Here is a 23,550-nt window from a genome sequence, read left to right on the forward strand (position 1 = left end):
ATTCGAAAATAAATATGCAAACGAATTAAACGAGAAAGATGATACTTTCTCACCTAAGTTTACATCATTTTATGTAAATTTAGGAGTGCGGGTAGAAGTAAATGACAGTTTTAAAGCCTATCAGGAAGATGATTTAAAAGAACAGGGTACAATCAGGGATAGAATTGGCGGAAATGAAATCGAAATAAAACGAAATGATATCGGAGTTGTAAGGGTTACCAATCTTGATACCGGCGAAAAAATTGTTAAAGTAAGAACCTTTTGGTTTGCGTGGTACGCTTTCTACCCATAAACTGCACTGTATTCAGAATAATTATATGGTGGGGCCGCGGAGATTTGAACTCCGGTCACAAGACCCCCAGCCTTGAAGGATGGTCCAGGCTACCCTACGGCCCCGCTGTGATGAGGTGGCATATAATAGTCTAGGATATTAATATACTTTTCACTCTTTTATTCAGGAATACCATTATCTGTATGCTTCCAGTATATCCTTTCCTTCTACAAAGATAAGATTGTGTTTTCTGGCGTATTCTACTGCGTCTTTTTTGGAAAATGCTTTCCCGTTGTAATCATCAAGCATTTCGCAGACTACCATTGCAGGAGTTATGCCTGCCATTTTGGCGATAGCTATTGAAAGTTCGGTTTGTCCCATGCGGTTGTTTACTTCACCTTCTGCTGCTCTGAGAATTGCAACATGACCGGGAGATCTGAATTCTGCACCAAAATCAACGTTATTTCCATTGAGTGACTTTTTAACGGCTTCTCCGAGTTTGTTTATGGTAAGGGACCTGTCGTTGTCTGGTATGCCTGTACGGGTGTCTCTGTGGTTTACCCATAATGAGAAGGATGAGCGTGTGTCATATTTGAGGTCTCCATCCTGTTCAACAATTGATTTAAGTGAATCGTTTGTTCTGGATGCTTCCTGAATCAGGTCAGCCATAAATGGTAAACCGAAATTTTTTGAAGCACGGGAGTCGATGGCTACACAGATTAACCCTCCACCATCCTTTCGCATCCATTTGATGTCAGATGAGGTTACCGATGTGGCAGGGATTGTCAGGTCGGTTTCACCTTCACGTCCTTCTGAATCATATAGTAAAAACATCTGACCGTTTTTTGCGGATTCTATTACTTTTTTGACAGTTTCATTATGGTTATCTACCGAATTCATTTTATTACTCGCCTGGATAATTGTGATTGTTCTTCTAATATAATTTCGACCTCGTCCCCGTCTTTCAGGTTGAGTTTCTTGCGCAGGTTTACAGGAGCTATAATCTCTAAGAGGTCGCTTGGATAATGGGAACGAGAGGGTAGTATGATGGCGCTTTCAATATCCTCAATTCTGGCTTTATAACACTTCCCGCTTCCAAATGTTCTTTCTCCGTCTGTGAAACCTTCTATTTGGATAGCATGCAGCTCTTCCAGTTTTTCGCGCGTATGTTTACTGTAATTTGTCAAACATACATTCAATGTACCAGGATAGGGTATGAAATGCAATTTATCTTCAAACTGTTTTTTGTAACCACCAAGACTGATGTAGTATTTTCCCTCCCCAAGACCGTTAACTACATAGCCGTACAATTCTATGTTATCTTCCTTTTCAAATATCCTCTGATAATCAGCGTATTCATCCCTAAGCTTTTTTAAACCCTGTTCTGTAATTGTTATCAGTTGTCCATTAGATACAATTTTTCTTTTGATGAGGTTTTCATCATCCAGTTTTTTCAGGATTCTTGCTGCAGTTTTGGAGCTTGTGGATATGTGGTTTGTAAATTCACTGGATGATATTTTTATGCAATCATCAATTGCTCCAAGAAGGGCAAGTTTTTTTAAAGGCTCGATAGAACACGGCATTAATAAACCACCAGTTACCTCATCTTTGAGACTCAACTATCTCATGTATGAGGTAAAAAATAATAAATGTTTTGATAGGAACCGTGCAATAAATTAATTATTTCAATTGTGCCAGAATACCCAGATGGTCTTCATGATAGGGATCAAGTTCGCTTCTTTTTAAAACTTGAACATTTATATCAAAATCTCTGGAGAATTTCCTTATCTCTTCCTTTGATATTTTCTTTGGATTTGCAACAGTATCAATGCTTCGAGCTTTGATTGCAAGTAACAGATACCCATCTTTTTTAAGAAACTGTTTTGCATTCCTGGCAGCGATTTCCGCCTGGTTCGGCTGGGATACATCTTGGAATATTACATCCACTTTTTCTACAATATGTGAATATTTCCAGGGATTACCGGCATCCTCAAGTATTGGAATTATATTGGGACGTTCTTCGCATAACGGTACAAGGTCTCTTATTGTTCTGGTGGAAAATTCCACTGCATATACCAGCCCATTGGTAACAATATCTGAAATATGGCTGACTGTAGTACCTGAAGCGGCACCAAGATACAAAACTTTGGATTCGGTGTCAAGAGGGATATCAAATTTTTTAAGAACCATTGCCCCGAATTTACTTCGGTGGGCATTCCATTTGCGGTATTCTTCACCATCAATTTCTATCAATGGTTCGGAGTAAACACTTGTTCCAGGATTCAGGTTTCTGGTAGCAAGTTGTTTCTTTTTGCCCTTTGATAATTCAAAAATACCTTGAGAAATCTCTTTTACATCCATTTATGTTCCTACCTGTTTTTGTACCGTATTACCTTCTCGATTTATTCTTCTTAGGTGGTTCCGGGTTGGATTCTTTGATATTTTGTATTTTTTCTTCCAGATTTTTTGAAACTTTATTATTTATTTCACCTGAATAGTAATCAATCCGTGCAGCCAGACTGATTTTGGATGCAAAAGCACGTGCTATTTTTCCCCTCTGCCACCACGGTGCATTTTTGATTAATGGATGATTGAATATAATTCCATGTTTTGGTGATGTTGCACGGGATCGAAGATGTTTGAACAGGGCTCTGTTTGCACCTATCACCTGTATGGTACTGGACGGCAGGTTTGCAAGTCTCTCTAGACTCCCAGTCATACTGATAAGCCGTGAACCAAGAAGAGCACCAGCTATATTGGTTAAATTGGGTGCCGCATGTTCCATATTTTCCATAATATAGTCCTCTATTTTTTTTCGGTTGTCATAAAGTCTGCACAGGTTTGCAGCAAAATCTTTGATGACTTTTTCTTCAGAACCTGTTAAATCGGCGCCCATAGAATCACTTGCTTTTTCATACCATTCATTTTCTGGAGGTATATTTGACCTAGAACCATAAGTTGCAACAAAACGTGCAAGCTCCTGAGATGTGAGGTTTAATTCCGGGAAATGGAGTCCGTACCATTCAGACAAACGTTCAGACAACAGATTGGTGGTTTCATCTATATCATCAATGGATTCCACTGCTTGAATAATCCGGATGTCGATGGTAGTAGCATTTGAAATTTTAAGTTTTGCGGTTTTTATGGCTACCTCACGAAGAAGGGATTCGTATTCTTTTTCAGAATTCACAAAACCGCATTCTAAAGCTGCAGAGCGAAGGTCGATTAACTGCGGATTGTTTGTTTTTGCTGGTTTTGAATCTACCAGATGCCTGGCAAGTTTTTCCGGTTCTTTTGGACAGAGTCTGCATTCTGATGGTAAAAGGTTTCCGTCTTCATCGGCTATAACTGTACCGTACCATGTGATGATTTCCAATTCAAACCTCCGATATTTTGGCACCTGTATTATTGGGCCTGGTAATTATTGCACGCCCTCCGACTGTGTCATCAAGCATATTCTGTACATCCTTCTGAATTTTCTTGCTCTGTATCCTACTGTCGGAGAATCCATAAATAGCGGGTCCGAATGAACTCATTCCTGAACCCTTGGTACCGACATCATTCATAAACTTGATAAGGTTTTTAATATCCTCTGACTGGAGGGCTATTTCGCGTTTTTTAAATCCTGTGGATTGCAGATGATTTATACCTTTTCCAAAAGTGTCAATATCCTCTTCAAGAATCGCAGGCATTATCTGCATCAGGATTACATGGGAAATATCCTGTACTTCTTCGAGTGGTATTGGACATTCCTTTTTGAAAATATCGACTTCTTTTGTGTCATGGGCACCCTGACCATCAGGAAGAGCCAGTATAATATCCCAATCCGGAAAATCGTGTCTGAATACTATTGGTGCAGGGTCTGCTTTGCTGGCTGCAGACGGTGAAAAACCTCCTTTTTTATCAAATTTGTGTCCGGAATCGACCAGAAATCCACCGTATTCAAAGGATGCAACACCTATCCCTGAAGTTCCACCACGTCCAACTTTTTCTGCCAGTTCTCTAACACTTAATCCGAGCTTATATACCTCGTTCACAGCAGATGCAGCAGAAAGAGCGGATTGAGTACCTGACCCAAGCCCAACATGGGAGAGAATATCATCTTCAATATGAATATTGATACCATGGCCTCCAGGTAAAACAGAACCGGCAGACCTTTTTATTCTCTCTGCAAGGTCTGAATTACCCGTAATATTTATAGTATCAGATTTTTCAGCTGTCAGGTTCATGCCTGGATAATCCAGCGTGATTCCAAGCCCACCATCAACTCTGTCGATTTCTGCATTCAGGTCTATCAATGATAGGTGAAGCCTCGAGGGGGATTTTATTCTTATCATATTAGAGTTCGTTATTGTTATTTTATCGATGTTCTTTTCTCAATATATTCCAGATTATTTTTAAAACCTTTCTGTTAGCTACAAACCTTAGAACTGCTGCAATCAATAAACATAATCTGAAACCAATGTTAGCAGTGATATGATAATTCAGTACATTGTCAGTGAATACAGGGTTTATAGTACATTTGTAATTACAGTTATTGTTACATTTTTCGCTTACAATTCCCATTGCTGAACACAATAACCCATAGAATATACCGGTTTCAGCAGGGTCAGGAAAACCATAGGTTATATCGCAGTATAATTTTTTTATCTGAATTATATGAGAAACATCTGTAACCATCCTCATAACAGGTTTCCTGATATCTTTAAACGTTTTTATCATATCAGGGATGTTACTGATTAATGGTTCCTTTTCGGCTTTTTTCTCTTTTTCTCTTTTATCCTTCTTTTTTTTTGTTTTGTTTTCTGCAGGTTTTATAAGGTTGTAGGACAACATCAGCCAGTTTACTGTGGCATCGTTGGAAATTTTTTCCTCATCCTTTTTTAAATCAACAATTACATGGAACGGAATAAATAATACCAGCAAAAGAAGTATAACTACAAAGGTAAGACAAACGTAAAAAATAACCATGTACATAAATATATTAATCCACTTTTACGCTTTTTCCAGATTATTCTTTTTCACTCTCTTCTTTACCTTTATGTTTTTTTTTTCTCCATTTTTCCTTTAACAGATTTTATTTCATCGAGTAAACCAGGAACTGCTTCCAGTATGGTACTGATACTGTCTTTCCTGGAAATGGAATGTACACTAACACCTTCTTCAGATATGACTATAAAAGCAACTGGTTCGATTTTGGCACCAGCACCACCGCCACCGCCAAAACCGGACTCAGTTTCTTTGCTTTTAGCTTCTCCCCCTCCACTTCCGAATCCAAAGGATACTCTTGTGACAGGTATTATGGTTTTTCCTGCAGATTCTACAGGGTCACCTATAACAGTTTTTGTACTGACTAATTTTTCAAGTTCATTGGACACTTCTTTAATAACATCTTCTAAACCCATAAATACTACACTCCGATTTTTAAAATAAGTTTTCAACCTATACGCTATATATAGGTTCTAAATGTTAAAAAAGCTATCCTGAAAAATATAATTAAGGTTATTCGGAATTGTCCATGAAAAAGTTCATGAGCGAATACTTGATTTTTTCAGGTTCAATATCAATGAATTCTTTTCTTTCATCTTCAGGGAATGCTGGATAAACTGCGAATTTACCGAATTTTTTAGTTGATTCAGTCAAAAATCTTCCATCAACGAGTATTCTGGCTCCATAATCGGTTGGTGAGCGGACAACCCTGCCCATAGCCTGTCGGATTTTTCGTATGGTAGGTATCTGTACTGCATAATCCCATCCAGAACCATATCCAAACACACTGTCATAGGCGGATTCAACAGCGTTCATCCTGTCATTGAGTGCAGGATAACCCACACCAACTATGATTACGGTGCGACCTCTCCCTTCTCTATAGTCCAGCCCTTCACTTAATGTACCCCATAAATAGGATAACATCACAGCTTTTCCGCCGTTTTCACCGATGTTGAAGAACTCCTTTCTAACCTGCTGGGCTGATATACCAACCTCATCCAGAAACACAGGAATGTCCAGCTTTGATTCAAGGTTTCCATGATACCGTTTTGCCTCGTGGGAATTCTGGAAGAATATTATAATATTGCCAGTGGACTGTTCTACAGCATCCATAAGTATCTGTTCTATGGTCTGTATATTCTGTGGGTCGTCCCTGTCCTTTGCAAATAATGGAGGTACAGATGCTGCGATGGTTAACCGTTTATCTTCAGGGAATGATGTGCTGTAGGCAAGCTCGCAGGTTTCTCTGTTGATACCAAGAGTTGTTTTAACCATGTCAAAGGGGCGCAGTGTTGCAGACATGAGGATGGATGAATACACCGAATCAAATAATGGTTCTGTAACATTTTTGGGTATACAGGTGAAAAGCTCAATACGTCCGTAGATTTCATCATTCTGGTCCCTTCTGACATTGAGTATTGGATAATAATGGGGATTGTTGGAAAGTTTCAAATAGGATGACAGGAAATCAGCAGTGTATTTGATATCGGAATGTTTCAGTACTTTTGACAGTCCTTTTTTGTACTGTTCATGATAGAATTCTTCCAGCTTGGAACCGAATTCGCTTGCCTCTTCCAGTATTTCATGTATTTGCTTTTTATCTCCAAAACTCTCTTCTTTTGCCTGTCGTAAAAATTTGCCAGCCACGACATCGTTTCTGTCGTATGGGTCACTGATACGCATATCGTACCAGTATTTTCCAACTCTTTCCCTTTCTCCGAATTTGAACCTTGAGTTGTATGTATTTTGTATTAAATTGAGTAGTATATTGAAAAGGTTGCTAAGCCTCTCATCAGGTACTTGACTGATGTATTCATTAACTTCAGAAATTGCTTTTTCAATAGTATGCTCGGTTATGGTTATGGATGAATGTAAACGTGCAGCAGATTCAATATTGTGGGCTTCGTCAAATATAATTATAACATCCTGTGGCTCCCTATCAAGCCAGCTAAGGAGGGTAGAAAAAATATCCTGGTTTAAAACATGATGAAAGTTTGCAATCACAAGATCGGCATTTTTAATCTCACGTTTTAAAAGCTCATATCCGCACATTCCTTTCTGATAGGCAAAATCATTCACCTCTTCGGGTGTACGGACATCTTTAAACAGCCAACTCCTGAATTCTTCACTGTCAGAATTTAAGACTTCATATAGCTCGTTGCAGGTACGTCCACGGATGTTGCGTGCTTTTTCTTCGGAATTTTCAAGTTCCTTTGAGAGTTCATCTCTTAAACGTATCAGTTCAGGGTCTTTTGATTGTTTGTAATTTTTATTTGCAGACTTTAATTCCTGTTTTTTCAACTGGATGTCCTTTTCAAGTTCGATAAGGTCAAAGGTATTTTCTTTTTTGACTGTACATTCATCATAATCAATTTCGTGCGGACACATGTGGGTTTTGCCCTTTATAACAGCCGCTTTTATGTCATTTGTTTTTTTAATATCACGGGCTTCCTGTATAAACTGGACCATTTGCTGATGGACATTGGTGGCGATTATAACAGTTTTGTCCAGCTGTTTTCCAACCTGTAATGCTGGTGCAAGTGCACTCAGGGTTTTACCTGTACCACAGGCTCCTTCAAAAAGAACCATTTCTTTTTTTAGAAGTGCAGAATGGATGTTATCCATGGCATCTTCCTGGTTGGGGTAGCAGGAGGGTTTTGTAAAATATTTGAAGTATCCTTTGGAGTTTGTCATTGCAATACCTGTGATTTTGCCCGTTTTAATGAGTTGTGGTCTTTAAATATCACCTATAATTTTAATCATTACGGTTGTTTGAAAGTAAAAATTAATCAGTTATCCGTTCCAACATTCATTTGTTATTAATCGATAGTTTTTTATCCCAACTATTTAATCTAAAACGACATATTTTAATAAGCTTTATTAATAGAACAAAGGAGATATAGTATAAATGGTAGCAGTTATCATTGCTGAAAATTGTGTGGGCTGTGCAACATGTGTTGATGAATGTCCAGTTGAAGCAATTTCATTAGACGGCGGAAATATCGCAGTAGTAGATGAAAACGAATGTACAGATTGCGGTGGATGTATAGATGTATGTCCAACAGAAGCAATTGAAATTGAATAATCGATTATCATTTGACCATAACAATTATCCAGACAATTTTTGAGGTGGTTCAATGACAGAGCGAATAAAAGCCGGAGTATTGGGTGCTACCGGAGCAGTAGGACAGCGATTTATCCAGGCTCTTACCGATCATCCATGGTTTGAAATTACATCTCTTGCCGCATCGGAACGAAGCGCAGGTAAACCTTATGAGAAGGCTGCAAGCTGGAGACTGGATTCTAAATTGCCGGATGAGATTAAGGACCAGGGAGTAGTACCTGTTGATCCTTCCAGAGTAGATGCCGATGTAGTGTTTTCAGCACTTCCATCATCCAGTGCAAAAACAGTAGAACCCGAATTTGCAGAGGCTGGATTTGCGGTAGCAAGCAATGCATCAGCCTATAGAATGGAAGCTGATGTTCCTCTTGTAGTTCCTGAAGTCAATCCCGGTCATCTGGGTTTACTAGAACAGCAACAGGATAGCCGGGGATGGGACGGCTACATTATAACAAACCCTAACTGTTCGACAATCATTATGATTGTATCCCTCAAACCTCTGATGCAATTTGGTCTTAATAATGTGAATGTGGCTACCATGCAGGCAGTATCAGGTGCCGGATATGATGGTGTATCTTCGATGGCAATCATCGACAACATTCTTCCCTATATAAAAACAGAAGAAGAGAAGATGGAAAGCGAGACTCTGAAGCTTCTGGGAGAATTCGATGGTTCTGAGATTATAAATCCGGACATACATTTTAGTGCATCCTGTCATAGGGTACCGGTTCTAGATGGACACACGGAGGCAATATGGGCTGGAATGAGAGATAATCCTACACCGGAGGATGTTAGACAGGCATTCCTTGATTTTGACCCTGAACTTGAAGATCTACCATCTAAACCGGAAAAATCATTGGTCGTCAGAGATGAACCAGATAGACCCCAGCCCCGCTTGGATAAAAATATGGGCAACGGTATGAGTGTAAGTGTTGGACGTATCCGTGAAGGTATCCGCTATATTGCACTTGGTCACAATACAGTCCGTGGAGCGGCAGGTGCCAGCGTACTCAATGCTGAACTTCTGCACAAAAAAGGAAAATTGTAATGATGCAGACTAGTACTGCATCGTTTCTGATTTTCTGTTATGTTTTTATTATATTTATTATATTGATATTTTCCGATACTTTTTAAAAGTAAAATGCAATTATAGTTTTAGATAACCATGTTAGTTGTTTTGTCAATCGGTGGATCAATAATTGCAAACGACCTGAACCCGGAACGCTTTGTTTCTTATAAAAATGCTCTACAAAAATTGTTACCAGTGCATCAGCTGGTTATAGTTACCGGGGGCGGAAAAGCTGCAAGGGATTATATCAATGTGGCACGCAGTGTAGGCTCCAATGAAGTGGTATGTGATTTTATAGGAATCGAGATAACCCGTCTGAATGCTCAGCTTCTGATATCAGCCTTCGGTGAAGATGCTTATCCTGAACCACCACTCACCTACAAGGAAGCAAAACTTGCACTCTCCTCTAATAAAGTGGTTGTTATGGGTGGAGTAGTTCCGGGTCAGACTACAGATGCTGTTTCAGCGATACTTGCAGAATATTTGAATGCTGATTTTCTGGTAATTGCAACCTCTGTGGATGGTGTATATTCTAGGGACCCAAGAGAAGACTCAAATGCAATACGTTATGAAAAACTGAGTGCCAAAGAGCTGGTCAATGTAGTCATCTCTACCGAGATGAAAGCAGGTTCAAAATCACCAGTAGACCCACTGGCTGCCAAGATTATAGAACGGTGCAGGATGCCTACAACCATAATGGACGGTACCGATCCAGTAGTAGTGACAGACCTTATCATGCAGGAGAGTTTGAAAACCGAACCAGTTTCAGGAAAACATCCTGGAACCAGAATTGTCTGTGATTAATCAGGGCAACAGGGATTCAGGATGAGTTTTTTTAATCCCTTCTTTAACACCTTTTATAACGGTGTTGGTGATTTTTTCTCCAAACTCAGTATATGAGCCTGCATATTCAATATAAGAGTCGGGATTTTCGTTCTGTTTCTGGTAAGCTACTATAACAGCATCTGTGGTAGTGCCCAGAAAATCGTAACCCATCTCCAGCAGTGCAAGACCTTTTGCTTCGGTTGCTGTAATTATGGCTCCTGCCATTGCACCTTCGGATAATAAGCCATCAACAATATGGATGATATTTATAGTTCCAGGATTGTAGTTGTTCAATCGGTATATCGATGGATGGGTTATACCTGCAGTTACAAAGGTTGTAAGATAATCATCTGTGTTTATACATAGGTTATCCATACTAACAGCAGTCATCAATCCAAAATATGGTTGTCTGGCATTTACAGAATCTGCGACATCGTCCATATATTGAAGCGGGTTTTTATGTTCAAACCCTGTTTTAATTTCGTGATTGAATATGGATTCTATATATTTGCGTCCACCGTTGATACCTGTGCTAAGTCCCTCAAATTCACCTAAAATTACCAATGTGGAGTCTCTGGTATAGTATTTCATATATTCTCACTGGTTTTTATTGTTGATGATAACAAAACCGAACAGAAATTATAATTAATTATCTGTCAAATACTACATCTATGATAGGTATATCGTCTTATGCGTTTCACGACCTACCCATGTCAAAATCACTGGAAGATATTGAAAATCTGTCAGAAGGTGCAGAGATTTTTTCAGAAGGATTTCACGACCTTTTTAAGGATTCTGAAACACCCCTGTCCTATAACCTTAAATATACTGTTCATGCACCCAATACCGATCTCAATATCGGCAGTATCAGGGCACCTATGCGTAAAGCCGGTCTGGAACTGATACAGGAAATGGTGGAGATATGTGATAGGATAGATGCCAGAGTTCTGGTGGTTCATCCGGGTTATTTTACCTATTCCTGTGATGTTCCTGAAGCAAGGGATTCTTTAAAAAAGTCACTCATGGAACTTGAAAACCTGACCGATGGAACTGATGTTAAAATCTGTATTGAAAATATGCCCAGTGACTGGAACTGTTTCCTTTTCCAGTATCCTGACCTTGATTTGGGTGATAATGGATTTGCACTGGATGTAGGTCATGCCAATACCACGGATACACTGGATGAGTTCCTGGAATATGACACATCCCATTTCCATATCCATGACAATACAGGAAAAAGTGATGAGCATCTATGGCTTGGAGCAGGAAATATTGATTTTAAAGGAATGCGTGGTGTTTTGAATAAAAACAAAACCATGAAAGTTCTTGAACACCGCAGCAGGGAATATGTAGAAAAGAGTTTGAAGGCTGTTGATGAACTAGGCATAAAATAAAGACAATTTATTTATAATATCATTATCAACTCTTAATTATGAGCCATCTGGATAACAAGGTTTTCAAGGCACTGGGATGTTCCACCCGTCTGCAAATGCTTGAAGTTCTAAGTGAATCTGAAATTCATATAACAGGGATGGCAAAAAAACTGGGAATCTCGGTACCTGTTGCAGCAAAACATGTAAAAATACTGGAAGAAGCAGGACTCGTTGGTCGCACAAGATTCGGTAAAACCGACATTTTAAAACTCAATACCAGCAAAGTTTATACAATACTGGACCGGTTTGCACCAACGAAAAATGTTGAAGTTGAGGAAGGAACAACACTGCTTGAAGCTCTAAGAAAAGTATCAGCGGTTGAGGTCAAACAAATCGGTGACCGTGATGCGGTTGTAGCTACTGATGGTGACCAGGGGTTCTATATTTACGAAATTGATGGTAACTTTTCAGATAAAACAGTGCATGAATGCACCTTTGACCAGGATGCCACAGTTAAATGGAAGAAACTGGAACCTATAACCAAGATGAAACTGAACATAAACATAAAAAAGGAATAAAATCTCTATTTTTAACCAGTTATTTTAATAATTATTATATCCTATAAAACTATAGGTGAATTTTAAGGAATGGAAAGCCTGCAGGACTTACCCCGTATAGGGGGAAAAACAGCTCAACGTTTTATAGAACATTTTGGGAGCGAAGAAGCTGCAATTAATGCGGTTTTAAATGGTGATATCGCCAGTATATCAGAAATAGAGGGGATAGGCCAAAAGTTTGCTATATCACTGGTGCATGAGACACGCGGTATAATCGACGGGGTTACACTTACGGATTTTCTGAAAACAAATGAAGCTGTCAATATCTACAAGCAACTGCTTGGTGTTATAAAACAGTTTGCAAGTACTGGTTATGCAAAGGACAAGCTCAATATTTATATCCCGTATCCATCGAATAAAATTGACCTTATAAAGAAAACTCAGAGTTCAATTGATCATTATAAAGAGATGGCTGATGTTTTAGGTGGTGATGATAATTTTATAAACCAGTTATCCAATATTAGACCTCTAAAATCAAACTATACTACAGGGAAGGTAAGGGACCGCACTATTCTAACCACTGATGAAAATGTGTACGCAAACTTAAAGAAAAAATACGGTGGTTTTGTTGATATCCAGTTCATCACTGATCCATCCGAATTTCTGGATATAGCTAGGGGATATTCATATGCAATAACTGATGATTATCTGGATATAGATTACCCTGATGATATAGAACTGGAGTATGTAACCGACCTTGAAAAATTAGAAGACTGGCAGTTGATACCTGAAAAGGAGATTACATTTTATTCCAGAAATCTTTCAGCAATCGAAAGTTCTCTTGATATAATCCATCGGCTGCGTTCAAAGAATTTCTTATTTTTCAATCAACTGGATTATGAGGGACTTAAAAATTTAAGAGATACCCTTGAGTTGATAGATGAAAATGGTGATGTGACAACAGGAACCGACCCTGAAATCGATAGGCTGAATAAAATCCATGAGAACATAGACAACTGTGTATTAAAAACAGTTGAGGATGCCAATACAAAACTGGACAGATGTCTGGAAGAGAGTAAACTGACACTTAGTGGTCAGGATATGCTCAGGGTAATGAACGGAAGTATGGAAATCCAGGACCTTATGAGAAAGGAAATATATCAGTCCTATCAATCGATTCTTAAAGAGGCAAAGGATAGCATTTCAAATGAACTGGAACTTGAAAAACAGGAAAAACTTTTTGTTGATTCATTGTTCCCGGATGAGATGGCCTATCCTATAGAAATCGATGAGATTCAGGTTAATGCGTTGAAACAGGACATTATCCGCAGAACCCAGAAGAAAAAGGTTGAACATAAACGGGAAATATCCAGAATTTTGCATGAATATCATAACCTAATCAAAGAGATGGTTTATTATGTACTGGATTTTGATGTAGGATTTGCTATCGGACGTTTTTCCAGTGAATATCACCTTGAAATGCCTGATATGATTAAAGATGCAGGAGTTGGATTTGTTAAAGGGCGTAATCTGTTCATACAGTCAAAATACGGGGATGTGACACCCATTGATTATTCACTCGGAAATGCATCCTGCAACAGTGAAGATAACCGGCTTGTACTGTTGAGCGGTGTAAATTCAGGTGGTAAAACGTCGATGCTGGAGCTTCTTGCCCAGTGCATCATACTTGCTCACATGGGTTTACCTGTACCTGCAGAATCTCCTGAAATAGGTCTTACAGATGGGTTGTATTATTTTGCCAAGTCCAAGGGCACACTTGATGCAGGAGCATTTGAATCCACGCTTATGGATTTTTCTGTGGTTGCCGATGACTCAAGCAAAGTTGTCCTTGTGGATGAACTGGAATCCATCACAGAACCCGGAGCATCTGCCAAAATCATAGCCGGTATACTTGAGACACTTTCTGAAAACAAAAACAGTATGTCGGTGTTTGTATCTCATCTTTCAGAATTGATAATGGAGAACACACAGTGTGATATCAGAGTTGACGGAATAGAGGCGGAAGGTCTTGATTCTGAACTCAATCTTATAGTGGACAGGACTCCGAGACAGAATTACATAGCAAAAAGTACACCTGAATTGATTGTTGAAAGACTTGCAAGAAAAACGAGTGGAGAAGAGCAGGCTTTTTATAAAAGGTTGAAGGATAAATTTGATTGAATTTAAATCATTCCTTTAGTACTTCTTACGTCCTCACCTTCTACAACAACCGCACGCTTCATGGAATGGGCAAATGCCTTGAAAAGTGCCTCGATTTTGTGATGGTCGTTATAACCGTATATAGATGCATGGAGAGTCATGTTTGCGCTCTGGGTCAGTGATTCAAAAAAGTGTCTGACCATCTGGGTACTGAAATTCCCCACTCGTTGGGTTTCGAAATCTGCATAAAGTACCAGATAACTGCGTCCTCCGAGGTCAAGAGCCACATCGGCAAGTGATTCATCCATTGGGATATGGGCATCTCCATACCTTGCAATCCCGCTTTTGTCATCCAGTGCTTTATCTATCACCTGTCCGAGTACGATTCCGGTATCCTCTATCAGGTGATGTTCATCCACCTCAAAGTCGCCATTTGCACTGATGTTTAAATCAAAACCGGAATGTTTTGCAAAAGATGCTAACATATGGTCAAAGAACCCAATTCCGGTGTCAATATCGGCTTCACCTCTGCCGTCGATATTGAGTTCGATTTCAATACTTGTTTCTCTGGTTTCCCTTGATATTTTTGCAGACCTCATAAAATACCTTTATTAATTCACTTTATTTACAATTTTCACCTTTGACAACATCAATTGCATCTGCAAGTTTAAATTTGTTTTTATAGAGCGCACTGCCGACAACTACACCGGATGCACCTATCTCTTTGATTGCACGGATGTCATCTATACTGGTTACCCCTCCCGAAGCGATTACAGGTATGGTGACAGATTTAACGAGTTCTTCTACGGGTTTTGTCTCAGTCCCCTGCATCAGACCTTCGGTATCAATGTTGGTAAAAAGTATACTTCCTGCACCCATATTTTCAAATTTTATGCCCATTTCTACAGCAGTAAATTCGGATTCCTTTGTCCAGCCTTCTACCGAGATTTTACCCTTTTTGGAATCCAGTGCAACCATTAGATGTTTGCTTCCAAATCTTTCTGACAGCTGTTTAACAAGGTCAGGGTTTTCAAGTGCGGCTGTACTCAATATCACCCTGTCAACACCAAGATTTAACAGCTGTGCAGCATCTTCTTCGGAACGGATACCTCCGCCAACCTGGATAATCACGTCCTCGGACCTGAATTTATCCACAATTTTCTGGATTATAGGAGCGTTTTTGCGCTTTCCTTCAATTGCACCGTCAAGGTCTATTATATGAAAGATTCTGGCACCTTTGTTCCACCAGTCCACTGCGACTTCTAGAGGGTCATCAAGACATACGATTTCACTGCCGGGAATACCCTGCACCAGCTGGACACATTTATCTTCCCTTATATCGATTGCAGGTATCACTTCAAAACACATAATTCATCCTCAGGGCATCAGACGCTCAATCGGTACTACAAGAATATCGCGCGCACCCACGCTTTTTAATTTGTTAACGGTGGTAAATATAGCATCAGAATCCACAACAGCATGCACTGCAAGTGTAGATGATTCGGATTCAACTTTCATCACAGTGGGCCCTGAAAGACCCGGAAGTACCTGTTTAACCTCCTCAAGGGAATCTTCTGGTACATTCATCATCAAATACCGTTTTCCTTCTGCATTCAGAACGCTTTCAAAAGCAGTTTTTATGTGGTGTATTTTGTCTTTTTCTTTTATACTCTGGTGGTTTGCAATCATATACACAGAAGACGAGAAAACTTTCTCAATGGGTTTCAGATTGTTCAGAAGGAATGTGGTACCAGAACTTGATATATCAACAATGGCATCTGCTACTCCTATATAGGGTGTCATCTCACAGGCACCACTTACTTTGATAACTTCAATGTTTATTCCTCTACTGTCAAAAAACTTCTTTGTAATATTAGGGAATTCAGTACCTATCCTCAGACCTTCTAGGTCTTTTACAGACTCAATGGGTGAATCATCTGGAACAGCAAGCATAAGTTTTGATTTGCCATAATTCAAATCAAGCATGAGGTCAACATTAGAATCGGTTTCTGAAACAAGGTCGATACCAGTAACCCCTATGTCTGCAGCACCGTCCTGCACATATTCAGGTATGTCTGCAGCTCTTGCGAATAAAAAAGAAATTTCAGGGTCAATCGTTGTACCAAACAGCTTTCTGTCTCCACCATCAATCACTGGAAGCCCGGCTTCTTTGAGCAGATTTACAGTTGGTTCATTTAAACGTCCTTTATTTGGTATAGCGATACGTATCATATGGGAATTCCTCTTGGATAATACCGAAGTTATATCTCAAAATCATACTTATTACATATAGTTTTCACGATTACTTTCTGGACAAACCACTACTAATACGGTCAATTATACAAAAACGGCTTCATGGATAATGTATTTGAACGGATATTAACAGTTATTGTTCAAATGCTGGTCAATCTGGATTTTGAATTCGTGTATGTCCAGTGGTTTTGATATATACCCATCACACCCTGCGTCAATAAAACGTTCCTTGTCTCCCAACATTGCATGAGCGGTTAGAGCGATTACCGGGATATCATTAGTTTCAGGGTTGTTCTTCAGTTTTGAAAGTAGTTCTAAACCATCCATTTTCGGAAGCTGCATATCAAGCAGTATCAGGTTGACATTGGTATCCTTTAGCTTTTCAAGGGCTACATATCCGTCTTCTGCCTTTGTAGCGTTGTATCCATAGGATTTCAATAGGTCGACTGTTAATTCCATGTTAAATACATTATCCTCTACCACAAGTATATTTACATCAGTATTTACCATTAATTATCACTTATTTTTTATCATACAAGTTTGTTTTTGTTTTAATATGAATAAAGTTTTAAAAAATTTGTAAGCGAAAAGGATAAGTAATATCATGTTTATGGGGGTGGATGCACATCAAGACCTGACCCGCCTTAACTCAGTGGAAGAGTGCGCGGCTGTAGTTAGGATCATGTGACAATAGTCACACATACCGCGCAGTAACCGCGATGTCCCCAGTTCGAATCTGGGAGGCGGGACTTTTCCACCTTTGTCAGGTTTGCAAAAACAGTTATATATTAGAATACGCATCTATAAGTGCTTTCAAAAGCACAGTGTTCGGATGGTGTAGTGGCCTATCATGGGGCCCTGTCGAGGCCTCGACTCGGGTTCAAATCCCGGTCCGAACGTAGCATTTTTTATTTTCTTTGACAATCCACCATAATCTTGGGTTCGAATGTTTTCTTTTAAAACAGTAGAATCTCAGCGGTTTGCTGTTTGCTGGTAACATGCGATAAACATGTCCGTTTATTGGGGTAAATGGTAAAAACACCTTAATGATAATTCAGGTACTTGCAGGAAGTTCCGCACAATGGGGAGGAGCAATTCATGAATTTTTAAGCCAAAAGGGGAGAAGATGCAAAGAAATTGCAATTGTAACCAATACAATGGATAGATAGTAATCCTTAGGTACCATATTGAAATCAATAATTAACCCTGACTTACCCGTATATCCCCTTGCAATCATCGACCTGTATACCCGTTCTCCCCTATCATAACTTTTTATTAGTAACATGCCAACCATGTTACCAACTACAGAAAGACTATACCTGTTTAATTTTACATGGAAACCTCTGCAGTACATGGATCTTTTTAATTTTAGCATCTCTTCTATCAAGACGAAGATATATCGGTATGAAAATGTCATAATTTGAACAAGTACACTCGGTACTTTGAGCATATATAATGCTTTAATAGTATCATCAAACCGGGTAGTTGCCAGCATGAGAAATGATATAATCAAAGCAGCAGTGGCCCGCAAAAAAATGAGTAGTCCAGTTTCTATACCTTCCACAGTGACATTGAGGTATAATGCTTTAAAAATTATATGTCCTTCTACAGTAAATGCCATTATTAATATAATTGCAAAAATAAACATAGCAGGGTACTTTAAACATCTATATACAAAGGATAGGGGCAACTTTGAAATAAATGTCAAAACTAAAGAAAATACAAGAGCAAAGGCGGCAAATGCCAAATCATTGATAAAAGCAACTGAGAATACAAAGATTAAAAATGTGACCATCTTTGCTCTTGGGTCAAAATTGTGTAGATATGATTCAATTGATGAAAAATCATCAATCCTTGGATAATCCATAATCCTCCTACATATTTTTACTTTTTATTTTCATACTTATTTTTCATTTTTCTTCCGCTGATAAACAGGGCAATTCCTGTAAGACCCATAAGATAACCTAATCCAGAGATTGCGTTATCGATAGTTGCAGATGAGTCATTGTCACTGGTGCTGTCTGGGGATTGTTGGGCAGTAACATCAATTGTCTTTTCCACACGGTGCCCCCATCCATCATCTATTTTGATTCTATATTTGTCATAATTTTCTTCAGGTTGAAAAGTATAGATACCATCATTATCCAGTGAATCTTCTATATAAAGTTCTTCACTATCATCCATTACAGCATATACCTCCAAATCGGCATTATCCATCGGACTTCCATCATCAAAATAACCTTTAACTTGGATTTCTATGTTTTTTTCAGTATCCATATCTGCACCATGTCCACTGGCAGCAGAGGTCATAAGCGTAACAATAATTGTAAACAACATGATGATTTTTATAAAAATTTTCAACATAGCACCCCTTATTTATTTTTTAATTTAACAGGCAGTAGTTCTGGTTTGACTTTGGCAATGTATGTAACAACAGTTCCTGTAAGTAAACCTTCAATAACCATCAATGGTATGTGCGCAGCAGCTGTGACCTGGGCTACACCTAAAAACTCTTTACCTGTGGTAATCAGTGTTATTACAAGCAGTATTGTAGTTACTATTATGGCCAAAACACCGCACCCAGCGCCAAGTATTTTTACAGTTATTCCCTTTTGGGTTCCAAATTTGAATGTGTAATATGCCATAAGAGCAGGAATACCAACCAGTACTGTATTAATTCCGATGGTTGTTATTCCTCCATGTTGAAAAAGGAACGCCTGAAGTGTTAAACCAACCGCTAATGATATATATGCAAGAGGACCAAGCACCACACCAATAAGTCCGTTAAAAATGGGATGCACACTTGTAGGTCCCATGGGTAGATGTATTAGTGAAGCTACAAAAAAGGCTGCAGTCATTACAGAAAATTTCGGGATTTCTTCAAGTATGTCGGACTCCTGCATTTTTAATTTAAAAGTAACAATTATAAACCCAAGGGTGATCACCCATCCAGTTAATATTACCGGTGCAGACAGTACTCCATCTGATATGTGCATATATTTCCCCTTTTGTGTCCTATTGAAAAATAAGAGAGGTAGATGTATCATCTCCTCTTGATAATAAACGCAACAGCTAACAATCCTATTATTGCCAGTAGGGATTCAAAACCTGGAAGACCTTCTGGAGATTCGGTTTCTGTGTTCTCTGTTTCTTGGGTGGCCTCATCTTCATTGGCGGTATTTTCATCTTCATTGGCGGTATTTTCATCTTCATTGGCGGTATTTTCATCTTCATTTGCGGTATTTTCATCTTCATTGGCGGTATTTTCATCTTCATTTGTAGTATCCTTGTCTTCCTCACTCATGATTACGAGTTTTTCAAATTTCTGAGCTAGCTTTTGAAGATCATGGTAGTTATTGTGGGTTTCTTCTGCATGTTCTAGATGGGATTCTGGAGTGTTTTCATCAATATGGTGTATAGTTTCACCGATGTTTATTACAGTGGTTTTCAACTCATCAAATTCACTGCTTTCCACACCTGCTTCATTGTTTTCTATATTTTCTATTAACTCATTTGATTTGTGTTCTATATCATGGGATTTTTGATGCACTTCTTCAGCATTATCTCTTAATCCGTCATCCAGTTCTGTATCATCTGCAATGTATTCAGTTTCTGTATGTATCTTATCTGATAGATGTATTATATTGTTGAGATACGCTTTCATTTCGTCTTTTACGTCAAATTCGTCGTATGTTGTATCCAGTTCGTCCATAAGATTCTTCAGTTCACGGTATTCATGGTCTACTGCATCAGCATGCTCAATATGGGATTCAGGTGTTTCTTCTTCTATATCATTTACAAGGCTACTTATATCAGCTACATCACTTTTTAGTTCACTTATCTCATCACCGGTTTTATCCATTTCAAGATCATCTATATCTTTAATTAGGTCTTCAGCTTTGTGTTCAATATCATGGGATTTTTGATGCACTTCTTCAGCATTATCTCTTAATCCATCATCCAGTTCTGTATCATCTGCAATATATTCAGATTCTTTATGGATTTTATCGGTAGCATGGATAACTTCTTCCAGAGTGTTCATCATTTTACCAGTATTACCAGTGGTATCGTGTTCTGTTGAATGGTCATGTCCATCAGAATGCGCAGATGCTGGAATGCAAAAGGCAATAATTAGTATACAAACAGTTATCAACAATCCTATTTTTTTCTGCATTATTTTCACCTATTTCTCTGTTATGTCCTATATAGATATTTTCGTGTCTTTGTTATTACTTTACAAATATAATGTAATAATCTGTAATTTAAGGATTAGTAATTATATAACATATGTTACTCTCATGGGTAATATCAAAAAAGTCCAATAGGAAATTACATGAACTAAATCGGGTACTTGCAATTCTCATTAATCATTTACTCCTGTGATAAATCGGCTTTTAATTTCGTTTTAGTATTACAATTATTGGAATTTATAATAACAAATAATATTTTTGGTTCCATGTTTGTCACTGTTCAGTTAAGACCATCTACACTTAATTTGTAACTTTAAATCATTGTGCTTAGAAATATCAAACAACTGAAAATAGATTAATATGTACCTTTAACTGAACAGTACTCCATGTTTAACAGTAATTCGTTTTTTAAACCAGTCTGGTTATTTTTAACAACAAATTTGTATTAGTATCAATAAATCAGATAACATGAAGCAAACAGAGAGACAAAATAAAATGGATGTTACAAAGACACTTTATAAAAACAGACTTGATGCCTATCTAATGATCGGTGATTCCCATGATGCTGATATGTATTATACAACAGGTTTTTTCGCCTCTGACAAATTCACATATTTGCAGACGGATGGAGGGGATGAAATATTACTGGTATCAGAAATGGAGCGTGAGCGAGCTAAAAATGAATCCCGGGTATCAGATGTGAGGACAACCCAGGATTATAATTACAAGTCCAAACGGCAATCAAGGGAGACTCCCTCTACAGCTTTCAGTGACGTACTTGGTGAACTGCTTGGTGAAAAAAAGGTCAGGAATATAGGGGTGCCCTATGATTTTCCATTATTTATATCCCAGACTCTTAAAGAACAGGGATTCTGGTTTAAACCCATCAAAAGTTCTTTCAGAGATTTGAGGACAAGGAAAAACGAATCAGAAATTGAAAACATCGCAGCTGTACAGAATGCATGTGAAAAGGCAATGGAGACTGCAATAGGTCTGATATCTAGTTCATCAGAAGAGAATGGAATATTATATCATGATGATACTGAACTGACTTCAGAATATGTACGCAATGCCATTGAACACAGACTTCTGGATTTTGGCTGTAGAGCAGAAACCACGATTGTAGCATGCGGTAAAAAATCTTCCACTCCCCACTGGATGGGTGAAGGTTTTCTGAAAGCAGGTGAACCGATTATTATTGATATATTTCCGCAGAGCAAAACAAATCGATATTTTTCAGACATGAGTCGTACAGTAGTTAAGGGAACACCATCCAGACAGCTCAAAGATATGTATGAGGCTGTACTGGAAGCACAGAATAAAGCGCTTGACCTTGTCAAACCCGGTGCGTTATGCAGCGATATTCACAATGCAGTCTGTGATATTTTCGAAGAGAAAGGACATGACACCATTCGTAATAACCCGAAAACAAAATCCGGGTTCCTGCATTCTACTGGACACGGGGTAGGACTGGAAGTTCATGAACTTCCAAGTCTCGGGGATAATAAAACCCAGATGGAAGTTGGAAATGTGGTTACTATAGAACCGGGTCTGTATTATCCTGAGGTTGGAGGTGTGCGTATAGAAGACATAGTTGTTGTTACCGATCAGGGGTGCAGGAATCTGACCGAATTTGAAAAGAAATTTGTTGTATGAGGATGGATATGATGAAATCAAATAATGAAAATCTGGAACAGTATTCAGATGAAGAAATAACCCAGAAATACATGGAAGCAGGGGACATACTGTCAAAGGTGAGAGAGGAAGTCAAAAACAGGGTAAAAAAAGGTGAAAGTCTTCTGGAGGTTGCCAATCAGGTAGAAAAGACAATCGTTGACCTTGGAGGACAACCTGCATTTCCGTGCAATATATCAAGAAATGATGAGGCAGCACATGCAACACCATCTATAGATGATGATTCAGTATTCGATGACGATATGGTGAAACTGGACATGGGTGTTCATGTGGATGGATATATTGCGGATTCTGCAGTAACAGTTGATTTATCAGGAAATAATGACCTTGTGAAAGCTTCAGAAGATGCCCTTTACGCTGCAATCGATGTGATTAAAAGTGGGGTCAATACCGCAGAGATTGGAAGTGTTATAGAGGATACAATAACAGGTTATGGTTTCAAGCCAGTGGTGAATCTGACAGGACATGGTCTTGACCGCTATATAGCTCATGCGTCTCCTTCAATACCTAACAGACATGTTGATCAGGGGGTTGTGTTGAATGAAGGTGACATCATCGCGATAGAACCCTTTGCAACCGATGGAGCGGGTAAGATAGGTAATGGACCATGGGCTGAAATATATAGCGTTATAGGTAAAAAATCAGTTCGTTTACCTGCAGCAAGAAAACTCATGAAAGAACTTGAAAAGTACAGGACACTACCGTTTGCAAAACGATGGTTAAAATCCAGTGCCAATAGCATTGATTTTTCACTCCTGCAGCTTGAAAAAGCTGGAGCTATCAGGTCTTATCCTGTGTTAAAAGAAATTGAAGGGGGTTTGGTATCCCAGGCCGAACATTCGGTTATCGTTACTGAAGATGGATGTGACATAATAACCAAATAATTACAAAAAAGGTTTCCTGAATTAATATATCAGGACCTCATCCATTCATTCCATTCGTTCGCCTTCATATCCAGTATATTAACAACATCTTCCAGAAGTTCTGCAGGGATGCCAATAACCATTTCGTCAACCTTTAGACACGCGTTTTTGGCTGCACCATCGC

25 protein-coding genes, 3 tRNA genes and 2 pseudogenes are annotated in these 23,550 nt (G+C 38.7%); 12 read left to right on the plus strand and 18 right to left on the minus strand.

From position 1 onward, the window contains the following. Positions 1–292 (plus strand): annotated as a pseudogene (locus tag ACLFMM_RS04290) (hypothetical protein); the annotation flags it as partial. Positions 293–318: 26 nt separating this feature from the next. Here ACLFMM_RS04290 and ACLFMM_RS04295 read toward each other — a convergent pair. The 9 genes from ACLFMM_RS04295 to ACLFMM_RS04335 form a co-directional block, all read right to left on the minus strand. After that, a tRNA-Pro gene (locus tag ACLFMM_RS04295) sits at positions 319–396 on the minus strand. Positions 397–466: 70 nt separating this feature from the next. Further along, positions 467–1,171 carry a 3,4-dihydroxy-2-butanone-4-phosphate synthase gene (ribB, locus tag ACLFMM_RS04300; protein ID WP_410807482.1) on the minus strand — a complete coding sequence of 235 codons (705 nt, stop codon included), beginning with the start codon at positions 1,169–1,171 and terminating at the stop codon, positions 467–469. After that, the gene (locus tag ACLFMM_RS04305) at positions 1,168–1,854 is read right to left on the minus strand and encodes a winged helix-turn-helix domain-containing protein/riboflavin kinase (protein WP_410807483.1); all 687 of its coding nucleotides are present in this window, start codon (positions 1,852–1,854) and stop codon (positions 1,168–1,170) included. The genes ribB and ACLFMM_RS04305 overlap by 4 nt, the downstream gene beginning before the upstream one ends. 97 nt (positions 1,855–1,951) lie before the next feature. Then, positions 1,952–2,632, minus strand: a complete 681-nt coding sequence (locus ACLFMM_RS04310) for a fibrillarin-like rRNA/tRNA 2'-O-methyltransferase (RefSeq protein ID WP_410807484.1) — start codon at positions 2,630–2,632, stop codon at positions 1,952–1,954. A 28-nt stretch (positions 2,633–2,660) separates the two neighbouring features. Beyond that, positions 2,661–3,647 carry an NOP5/NOP56 family protein gene (locus ACLFMM_RS04315; RefSeq protein ID WP_410807485.1) on the minus strand — a complete coding sequence of 329 codons (987 nt, stop codon included), beginning with the start codon at positions 3,645–3,647 and terminating at the stop codon, positions 2,661–2,663. Position 3,648: 1 nt separating this feature from the next. Further along, positions 3,649–4,608 (minus strand): beta-ribofuranosylaminobenzene 5'-phosphate synthase, encoded by a 960-nt coding sequence (locus ACLFMM_RS04320; RefSeq protein WP_410807486.1) that lies wholly within the window; start codon positions 4,606–4,608, stop codon positions 3,649–3,651. 22 nt (positions 4,609–4,630) lie between these two features. Continuing rightward, positions 4,631–5,248 (minus strand): DUF2953 domain-containing protein, encoded by a 618-nt coding sequence (locus tag ACLFMM_RS04325; RefSeq protein ID WP_410807487.1) that lies wholly within the window; start codon positions 5,246–5,248, stop codon positions 4,631–4,633. A 62-nt stretch (positions 5,249–5,310) separates the two neighbouring features. Next, entirely contained in the window at positions 5,311–5,676 is a 366-nt protein-coding gene (locus ACLFMM_RS04330) for a GerW family sporulation protein (protein WP_410807488.1), read from the minus strand. Between the two features lie 97 nt (positions 5,677–5,773). Beyond that, a complete protein-coding gene (locus ACLFMM_RS04335; protein WP_410807489.1) occupies positions 5,774–7,954 on the minus strand; it encodes an ATP-dependent DNA helicase in 2,181 nt (726 codons plus the stop codon). Positions 7,955–8,168: 214 nt separating this feature from the next. Here ACLFMM_RS04335 and ACLFMM_RS04340 point away from each other — a divergent pair, with 214 nt between their 5' ends. The 3 genes from ACLFMM_RS04340 to pyrH all read left to right on the plus strand — a co-directional run bounded on the left by ACLFMM_RS04340 (position 8,169) and on the right by pyrH (position 10,254). Further along, entirely contained in the window at positions 8,169–8,345 is a 177-nt protein-coding gene (locus ACLFMM_RS04340) for a 4Fe-4S binding protein (protein ID WP_410807490.1), read from the plus strand. A gap of 52 nt (positions 8,346–8,397) precedes the next feature. Beyond that, positions 8,398–9,429 (plus strand): aspartate-semialdehyde dehydrogenase, encoded by a 1,032-nt coding sequence (gene asd, locus ACLFMM_RS04345; RefSeq protein WP_410807491.1) that lies wholly within the window; start codon positions 8,398–8,400, stop codon positions 9,427–9,429. Positions 9,430–9,546: 117 nt separating this feature from the next. Continuing rightward, complete coding sequence (pyrH, locus tag ACLFMM_RS04350) at positions 9,547–10,254, plus strand: UMP kinase (RefSeq protein ID WP_410807492.1); 708 nt, start codon at positions 9,547–9,549, stop codon at positions 10,252–10,254. On the opposite strand, the gene ACLFMM_RS04355 is transcribed toward pyrH, so the two are convergent. Then, positions 10,255–10,866 carry an adenosylcobinamide amidohydrolase gene (locus ACLFMM_RS04355; protein ID WP_410807493.1) on the minus strand — a complete coding sequence of 204 codons (612 nt, stop codon included), beginning with the start codon at positions 10,864–10,866 and terminating at the stop codon, positions 10,255–10,257. It abuts the gene before it with no gap. A gap of 119 nt (positions 10,867–10,985) precedes the next feature. On the opposite strand from ACLFMM_RS04355, the gene ACLFMM_RS04360 reads away from it, so the two are divergent. The 3 genes from ACLFMM_RS04360 to ACLFMM_RS04370 all read left to right on the plus strand — a co-directional run bounded on the left by ACLFMM_RS04360 (position 10,986) and on the right by ACLFMM_RS04370 (position 14,386). Continuing rightward, entirely contained in the window at positions 10,986–11,669 is a 684-nt protein-coding gene (locus ACLFMM_RS04360; RefSeq protein WP_410807494.1) for a sugar phosphate isomerase/epimerase family protein, read from the plus strand. Positions 11,670–11,707: 38 nt separating this feature from the next. Next, a complete protein-coding gene (locus tag ACLFMM_RS04365; RefSeq protein WP_410807495.1) occupies positions 11,708–12,226 on the plus strand; it encodes an ArsR/SmtB family transcription factor in 519 nt (172 codons plus the stop codon). A gap of 69 nt (positions 12,227–12,295) precedes the next feature. Beyond that, a complete protein-coding gene (locus ACLFMM_RS04370) occupies positions 12,296–14,386 on the plus strand; it encodes a MutS-related protein (RefSeq protein WP_410807496.1) in 2,091 nt (696 codons plus the stop codon). A 2-nt stretch (positions 14,387–14,388) separates the two neighbouring features. Here ACLFMM_RS04370 and hisB read toward each other — a convergent pair whose 3' ends face one another. The 4 genes from hisB to ACLFMM_RS04390 form a co-directional block, all read right to left on the minus strand. Beyond that, positions 14,389–14,964 (minus strand): imidazoleglycerol-phosphate dehydratase HisB, encoded by a 576-nt coding sequence (hisB, locus tag ACLFMM_RS04375; RefSeq protein ID WP_410807497.1) that lies wholly within the window; start codon positions 14,962–14,964, stop codon positions 14,389–14,391. Between the two features lie 22 nt (positions 14,965–14,986). Beyond that, complete coding sequence (gene hisA / locus ACLFMM_RS04380) at positions 14,987–15,733, minus strand: 1-(5-phosphoribosyl)-5-[(5-phosphoribosylamino)methylideneamino]imidazole-4-carboxamide isomerase (RefSeq protein WP_410807498.1); 747 nt, start codon at positions 15,731–15,733, stop codon at positions 14,987–14,989. A 9-nt stretch (positions 15,734–15,742) separates the two neighbouring features. After that, positions 15,743–16,597, minus strand: a complete 855-nt coding sequence (hisG, locus tag ACLFMM_RS04385) for an ATP phosphoribosyltransferase (protein WP_410807499.1) — start codon at positions 16,595–16,597, stop codon at positions 15,743–15,745. Positions 16,598–16,744: 147 nt separating this feature from the next. Further along, complete coding sequence (locus tag ACLFMM_RS04390; RefSeq protein WP_410807500.1) at positions 16,745–17,128, minus strand: response regulator; 384 nt, start codon at positions 17,126–17,128, stop codon at positions 16,745–16,747. Between the two features lie 128 nt (positions 17,129–17,256). Between ACLFMM_RS04390 and ACLFMM_RS04395 the strand changes: the two genes are divergently transcribed. The 3 genes from ACLFMM_RS04395 (at position 17,257) to ACLFMM_RS04405 (ending at position 17,787) form a co-directional block, all read left to right on the plus strand. Next, a tRNA-Tyr gene (locus tag ACLFMM_RS04395) sits at positions 17,257–17,367 on the plus strand. Positions 17,368–17,444: 77 nt separating this feature from the next. Then, positions 17,445–17,517 (plus strand) — tRNA-Asp (locus ACLFMM_RS04400). A 147-nt stretch (positions 17,518–17,664) separates the two neighbouring features. Continuing rightward, positions 17,665–17,787, plus strand: a complete 123-nt coding sequence (locus ACLFMM_RS04405) for a hypothetical protein (RefSeq protein WP_410807506.1) — start codon at positions 17,665–17,667, stop codon at positions 17,785–17,787. Positions 17,788–17,891: 104 nt separating this feature from the next. Here ACLFMM_RS04405 and cbiQ read toward each other — a convergent pair. The 4 genes and pseudogenes from cbiQ to ACLFMM_RS04425 form a co-directional block, all read right to left on the minus strand. Next, positions 17,892–18,485: pseudogene (cbiQ, locus tag ACLFMM_RS04410) on the minus strand (cobalt ECF transporter T component CbiQ); the annotation flags it as partial. A 17-nt stretch (positions 18,486–18,502) separates the two neighbouring features. Next, positions 18,503–18,979, minus strand: coding sequence for a hypothetical protein (locus tag ACLFMM_RS04415; protein WP_410807501.1), 477 nt, complete (start codon positions 18,977–18,979; stop codon positions 18,503–18,505). A gap of 11 nt (positions 18,980–18,990) precedes the next feature. Further along, positions 18,991–19,614, minus strand: a complete 624-nt coding sequence (gene cbiM, locus ACLFMM_RS04420; protein WP_410807502.1) for a cobalt transporter CbiM — start codon at positions 19,612–19,614, stop codon at positions 18,991–18,993. A 47-nt stretch (positions 19,615–19,661) separates the two neighbouring features. Further along, complete coding sequence (locus ACLFMM_RS04425) at positions 19,662–20,792, minus strand: PGF-CTERM sorting domain-containing protein (RefSeq protein WP_410807503.1); 1,131 nt, start codon at positions 20,790–20,792, stop codon at positions 19,662–19,664. A 484-nt stretch (positions 20,793–21,276) separates the two neighbouring features. Here ACLFMM_RS04425 and ACLFMM_RS04430 point away from each other — a divergent pair, with 484 nt between their 5' ends. Beyond that, positions 21,277–22,464, plus strand: a complete 1,188-nt coding sequence (locus ACLFMM_RS04430; protein WP_410807504.1) for a M24 family metallopeptidase — start codon at positions 21,277–21,279, stop codon at positions 22,462–22,464. Between the two features lie 11 nt (positions 22,465–22,475). Beyond that, positions 22,476–23,387 (plus strand): type II methionyl aminopeptidase, encoded by a 912-nt coding sequence (map, locus tag ACLFMM_RS04435; protein WP_410807505.1) that lies wholly within the window; start codon positions 22,476–22,478, stop codon positions 23,385–23,387. Positions 23,388–23,550 lie beyond the last annotated feature (163 nt).

It is taken from the genome of Methanohalobium sp., from assembly GCF_046546175.1.
In the GTDB taxonomy this organism is placed as follows: domain Archaea; phylum Halobacteriota; class Methanosarcinia; order Methanosarcinales; family Methanosarcinaceae; genus Methanohalobium.

Bases quoted from the DNA above. Each gene is read 5' to 3' on its own strand.
- ribB (WP_410807482.1), bottom strand. From the start codon at position 1,171: ATGAATTCGGTAGATAACCATAATGAAACTGTCAAAAAAGTAATAGAA.
- ACLFMM_RS04305 (WP_410807483.1), bottom strand. From the start codon at position 1,854: ATGCCGTGTTCTATCGAGCCTTTAAAAAAACTTGCCCTTCTTGGAGCA.
- ACLFMM_RS04310 (WP_410807484.1), bottom strand. From the start codon at position 2,632: ATGGATGTAAAAGAGATTTCTCAAGGTATTTTTGAATTATCAAAGGGC.
- ACLFMM_RS04320 (WP_410807486.1), bottom strand. From the start codon at position 4,608: ATGATAAGAATAAAATCCCCCTCGAGGCTTCACCTATCATTGATAGAC.
- ACLFMM_RS04325 (WP_410807487.1), bottom strand. From the start codon at position 5,248: ATGTACATGGTTATTTTTTACGTTTGTCTTACCTTTGTAGTTATACTT.
- ACLFMM_RS04330 (WP_410807488.1), bottom strand. From the start codon at position 5,676: ATGGGTTTAGAAGATGTTATTAAAGAAGTGTCCAATGAACTTGAAAAA.
- ACLFMM_RS04335 (WP_410807489.1), bottom strand. From the start codon at position 7,954: ATGACAAACTCCAAAGGATACTTCAAATATTTTACAAAACCCTCCTGC.
- ACLFMM_RS04340 (WP_410807490.1), top strand. From the start codon at position 8,169: ATGGTAGCAGTTATCATTGCTGAAAATTGTGTGGGCTGTGCAACATGT.
- asd (WP_410807491.1), top strand. From the start codon at position 8,398: ATGACAGAGCGAATAAAAGCCGGAGTATTGGGTGCTACCGGAGCAGTA.
- pyrH (WP_410807492.1), top strand. From the start codon at position 9,547: ATGTTAGTTGTTTTGTCAATCGGTGGATCAATAATTGCAAACGACCTG.
- ACLFMM_RS04355 (WP_410807493.1), bottom strand. From the start codon at position 10,866: ATGAAATACTATACCAGAGACTCCACATTGGTAATTTTAGGTGAATTT.
- ACLFMM_RS04360 (WP_410807494.1), top strand. From the start codon at position 10,986: ATGTCAAAATCACTGGAAGATATTGAAAATCTGTCAGAAGGTGCAGAG.
- ACLFMM_RS04365 (WP_410807495.1), top strand. From the start codon at position 11,708: ATGAGCCATCTGGATAACAAGGTTTTCAAGGCACTGGGATGTTCCACC.
- ACLFMM_RS04370 (WP_410807496.1), top strand. From the start codon at position 12,296: ATGGAAAGCCTGCAGGACTTACCCCGTATAGGGGGAAAAACAGCTCAA.
- hisB (WP_410807497.1), bottom strand. From the start codon at position 14,964: ATGAGGTCTGCAAAAATATCAAGGGAAACCAGAGAAACAAGTATTGAA.
- hisA (WP_410807498.1), bottom strand. From the start codon at position 15,733: ATGTGTTTTGAAGTGATACCTGCAATCGATATAAGGGAAGATAAATGT.
- hisG (WP_410807499.1), bottom strand. From the start codon at position 16,597: ATGATACGTATCGCTATACCAAATAAAGGACGTTTAAATGAACCAACT.
- ACLFMM_RS04390 (WP_410807500.1), bottom strand. From the start codon at position 17,128: ATGGTAAATACTGATGTAAATATACTTGTGGTAGAGGATAATGTATTT.
- ACLFMM_RS04405 (WP_410807506.1), top strand. From the start codon at position 17,665: ATGATAATTCAGGTACTTGCAGGAAGTTCCGCACAATGGGGAGGAGCA.
- cbiM (WP_410807502.1), bottom strand. From the start codon at position 19,614: ATGCACATATCAGATGGAGTACTGTCTGCACCGGTAATATTAACTGGA.
- ACLFMM_RS04425 (WP_410807503.1), bottom strand. From the start codon at position 20,792: ATGCAGAAAAAAATAGGATTGTTGATAACTGTTTGTATACTAATTATT.
- ACLFMM_RS04430 (WP_410807504.1), top strand. From the start codon at position 21,277: ATGAAGCAAACAGAGAGACAAAATAAAATGGATGTTACAAAGACACTT.
- map (WP_410807505.1), top strand. From the start codon at position 22,476: ATGAAATCAAATAATGAAAATCTGGAACAGTATTCAGATGAAGAAATA.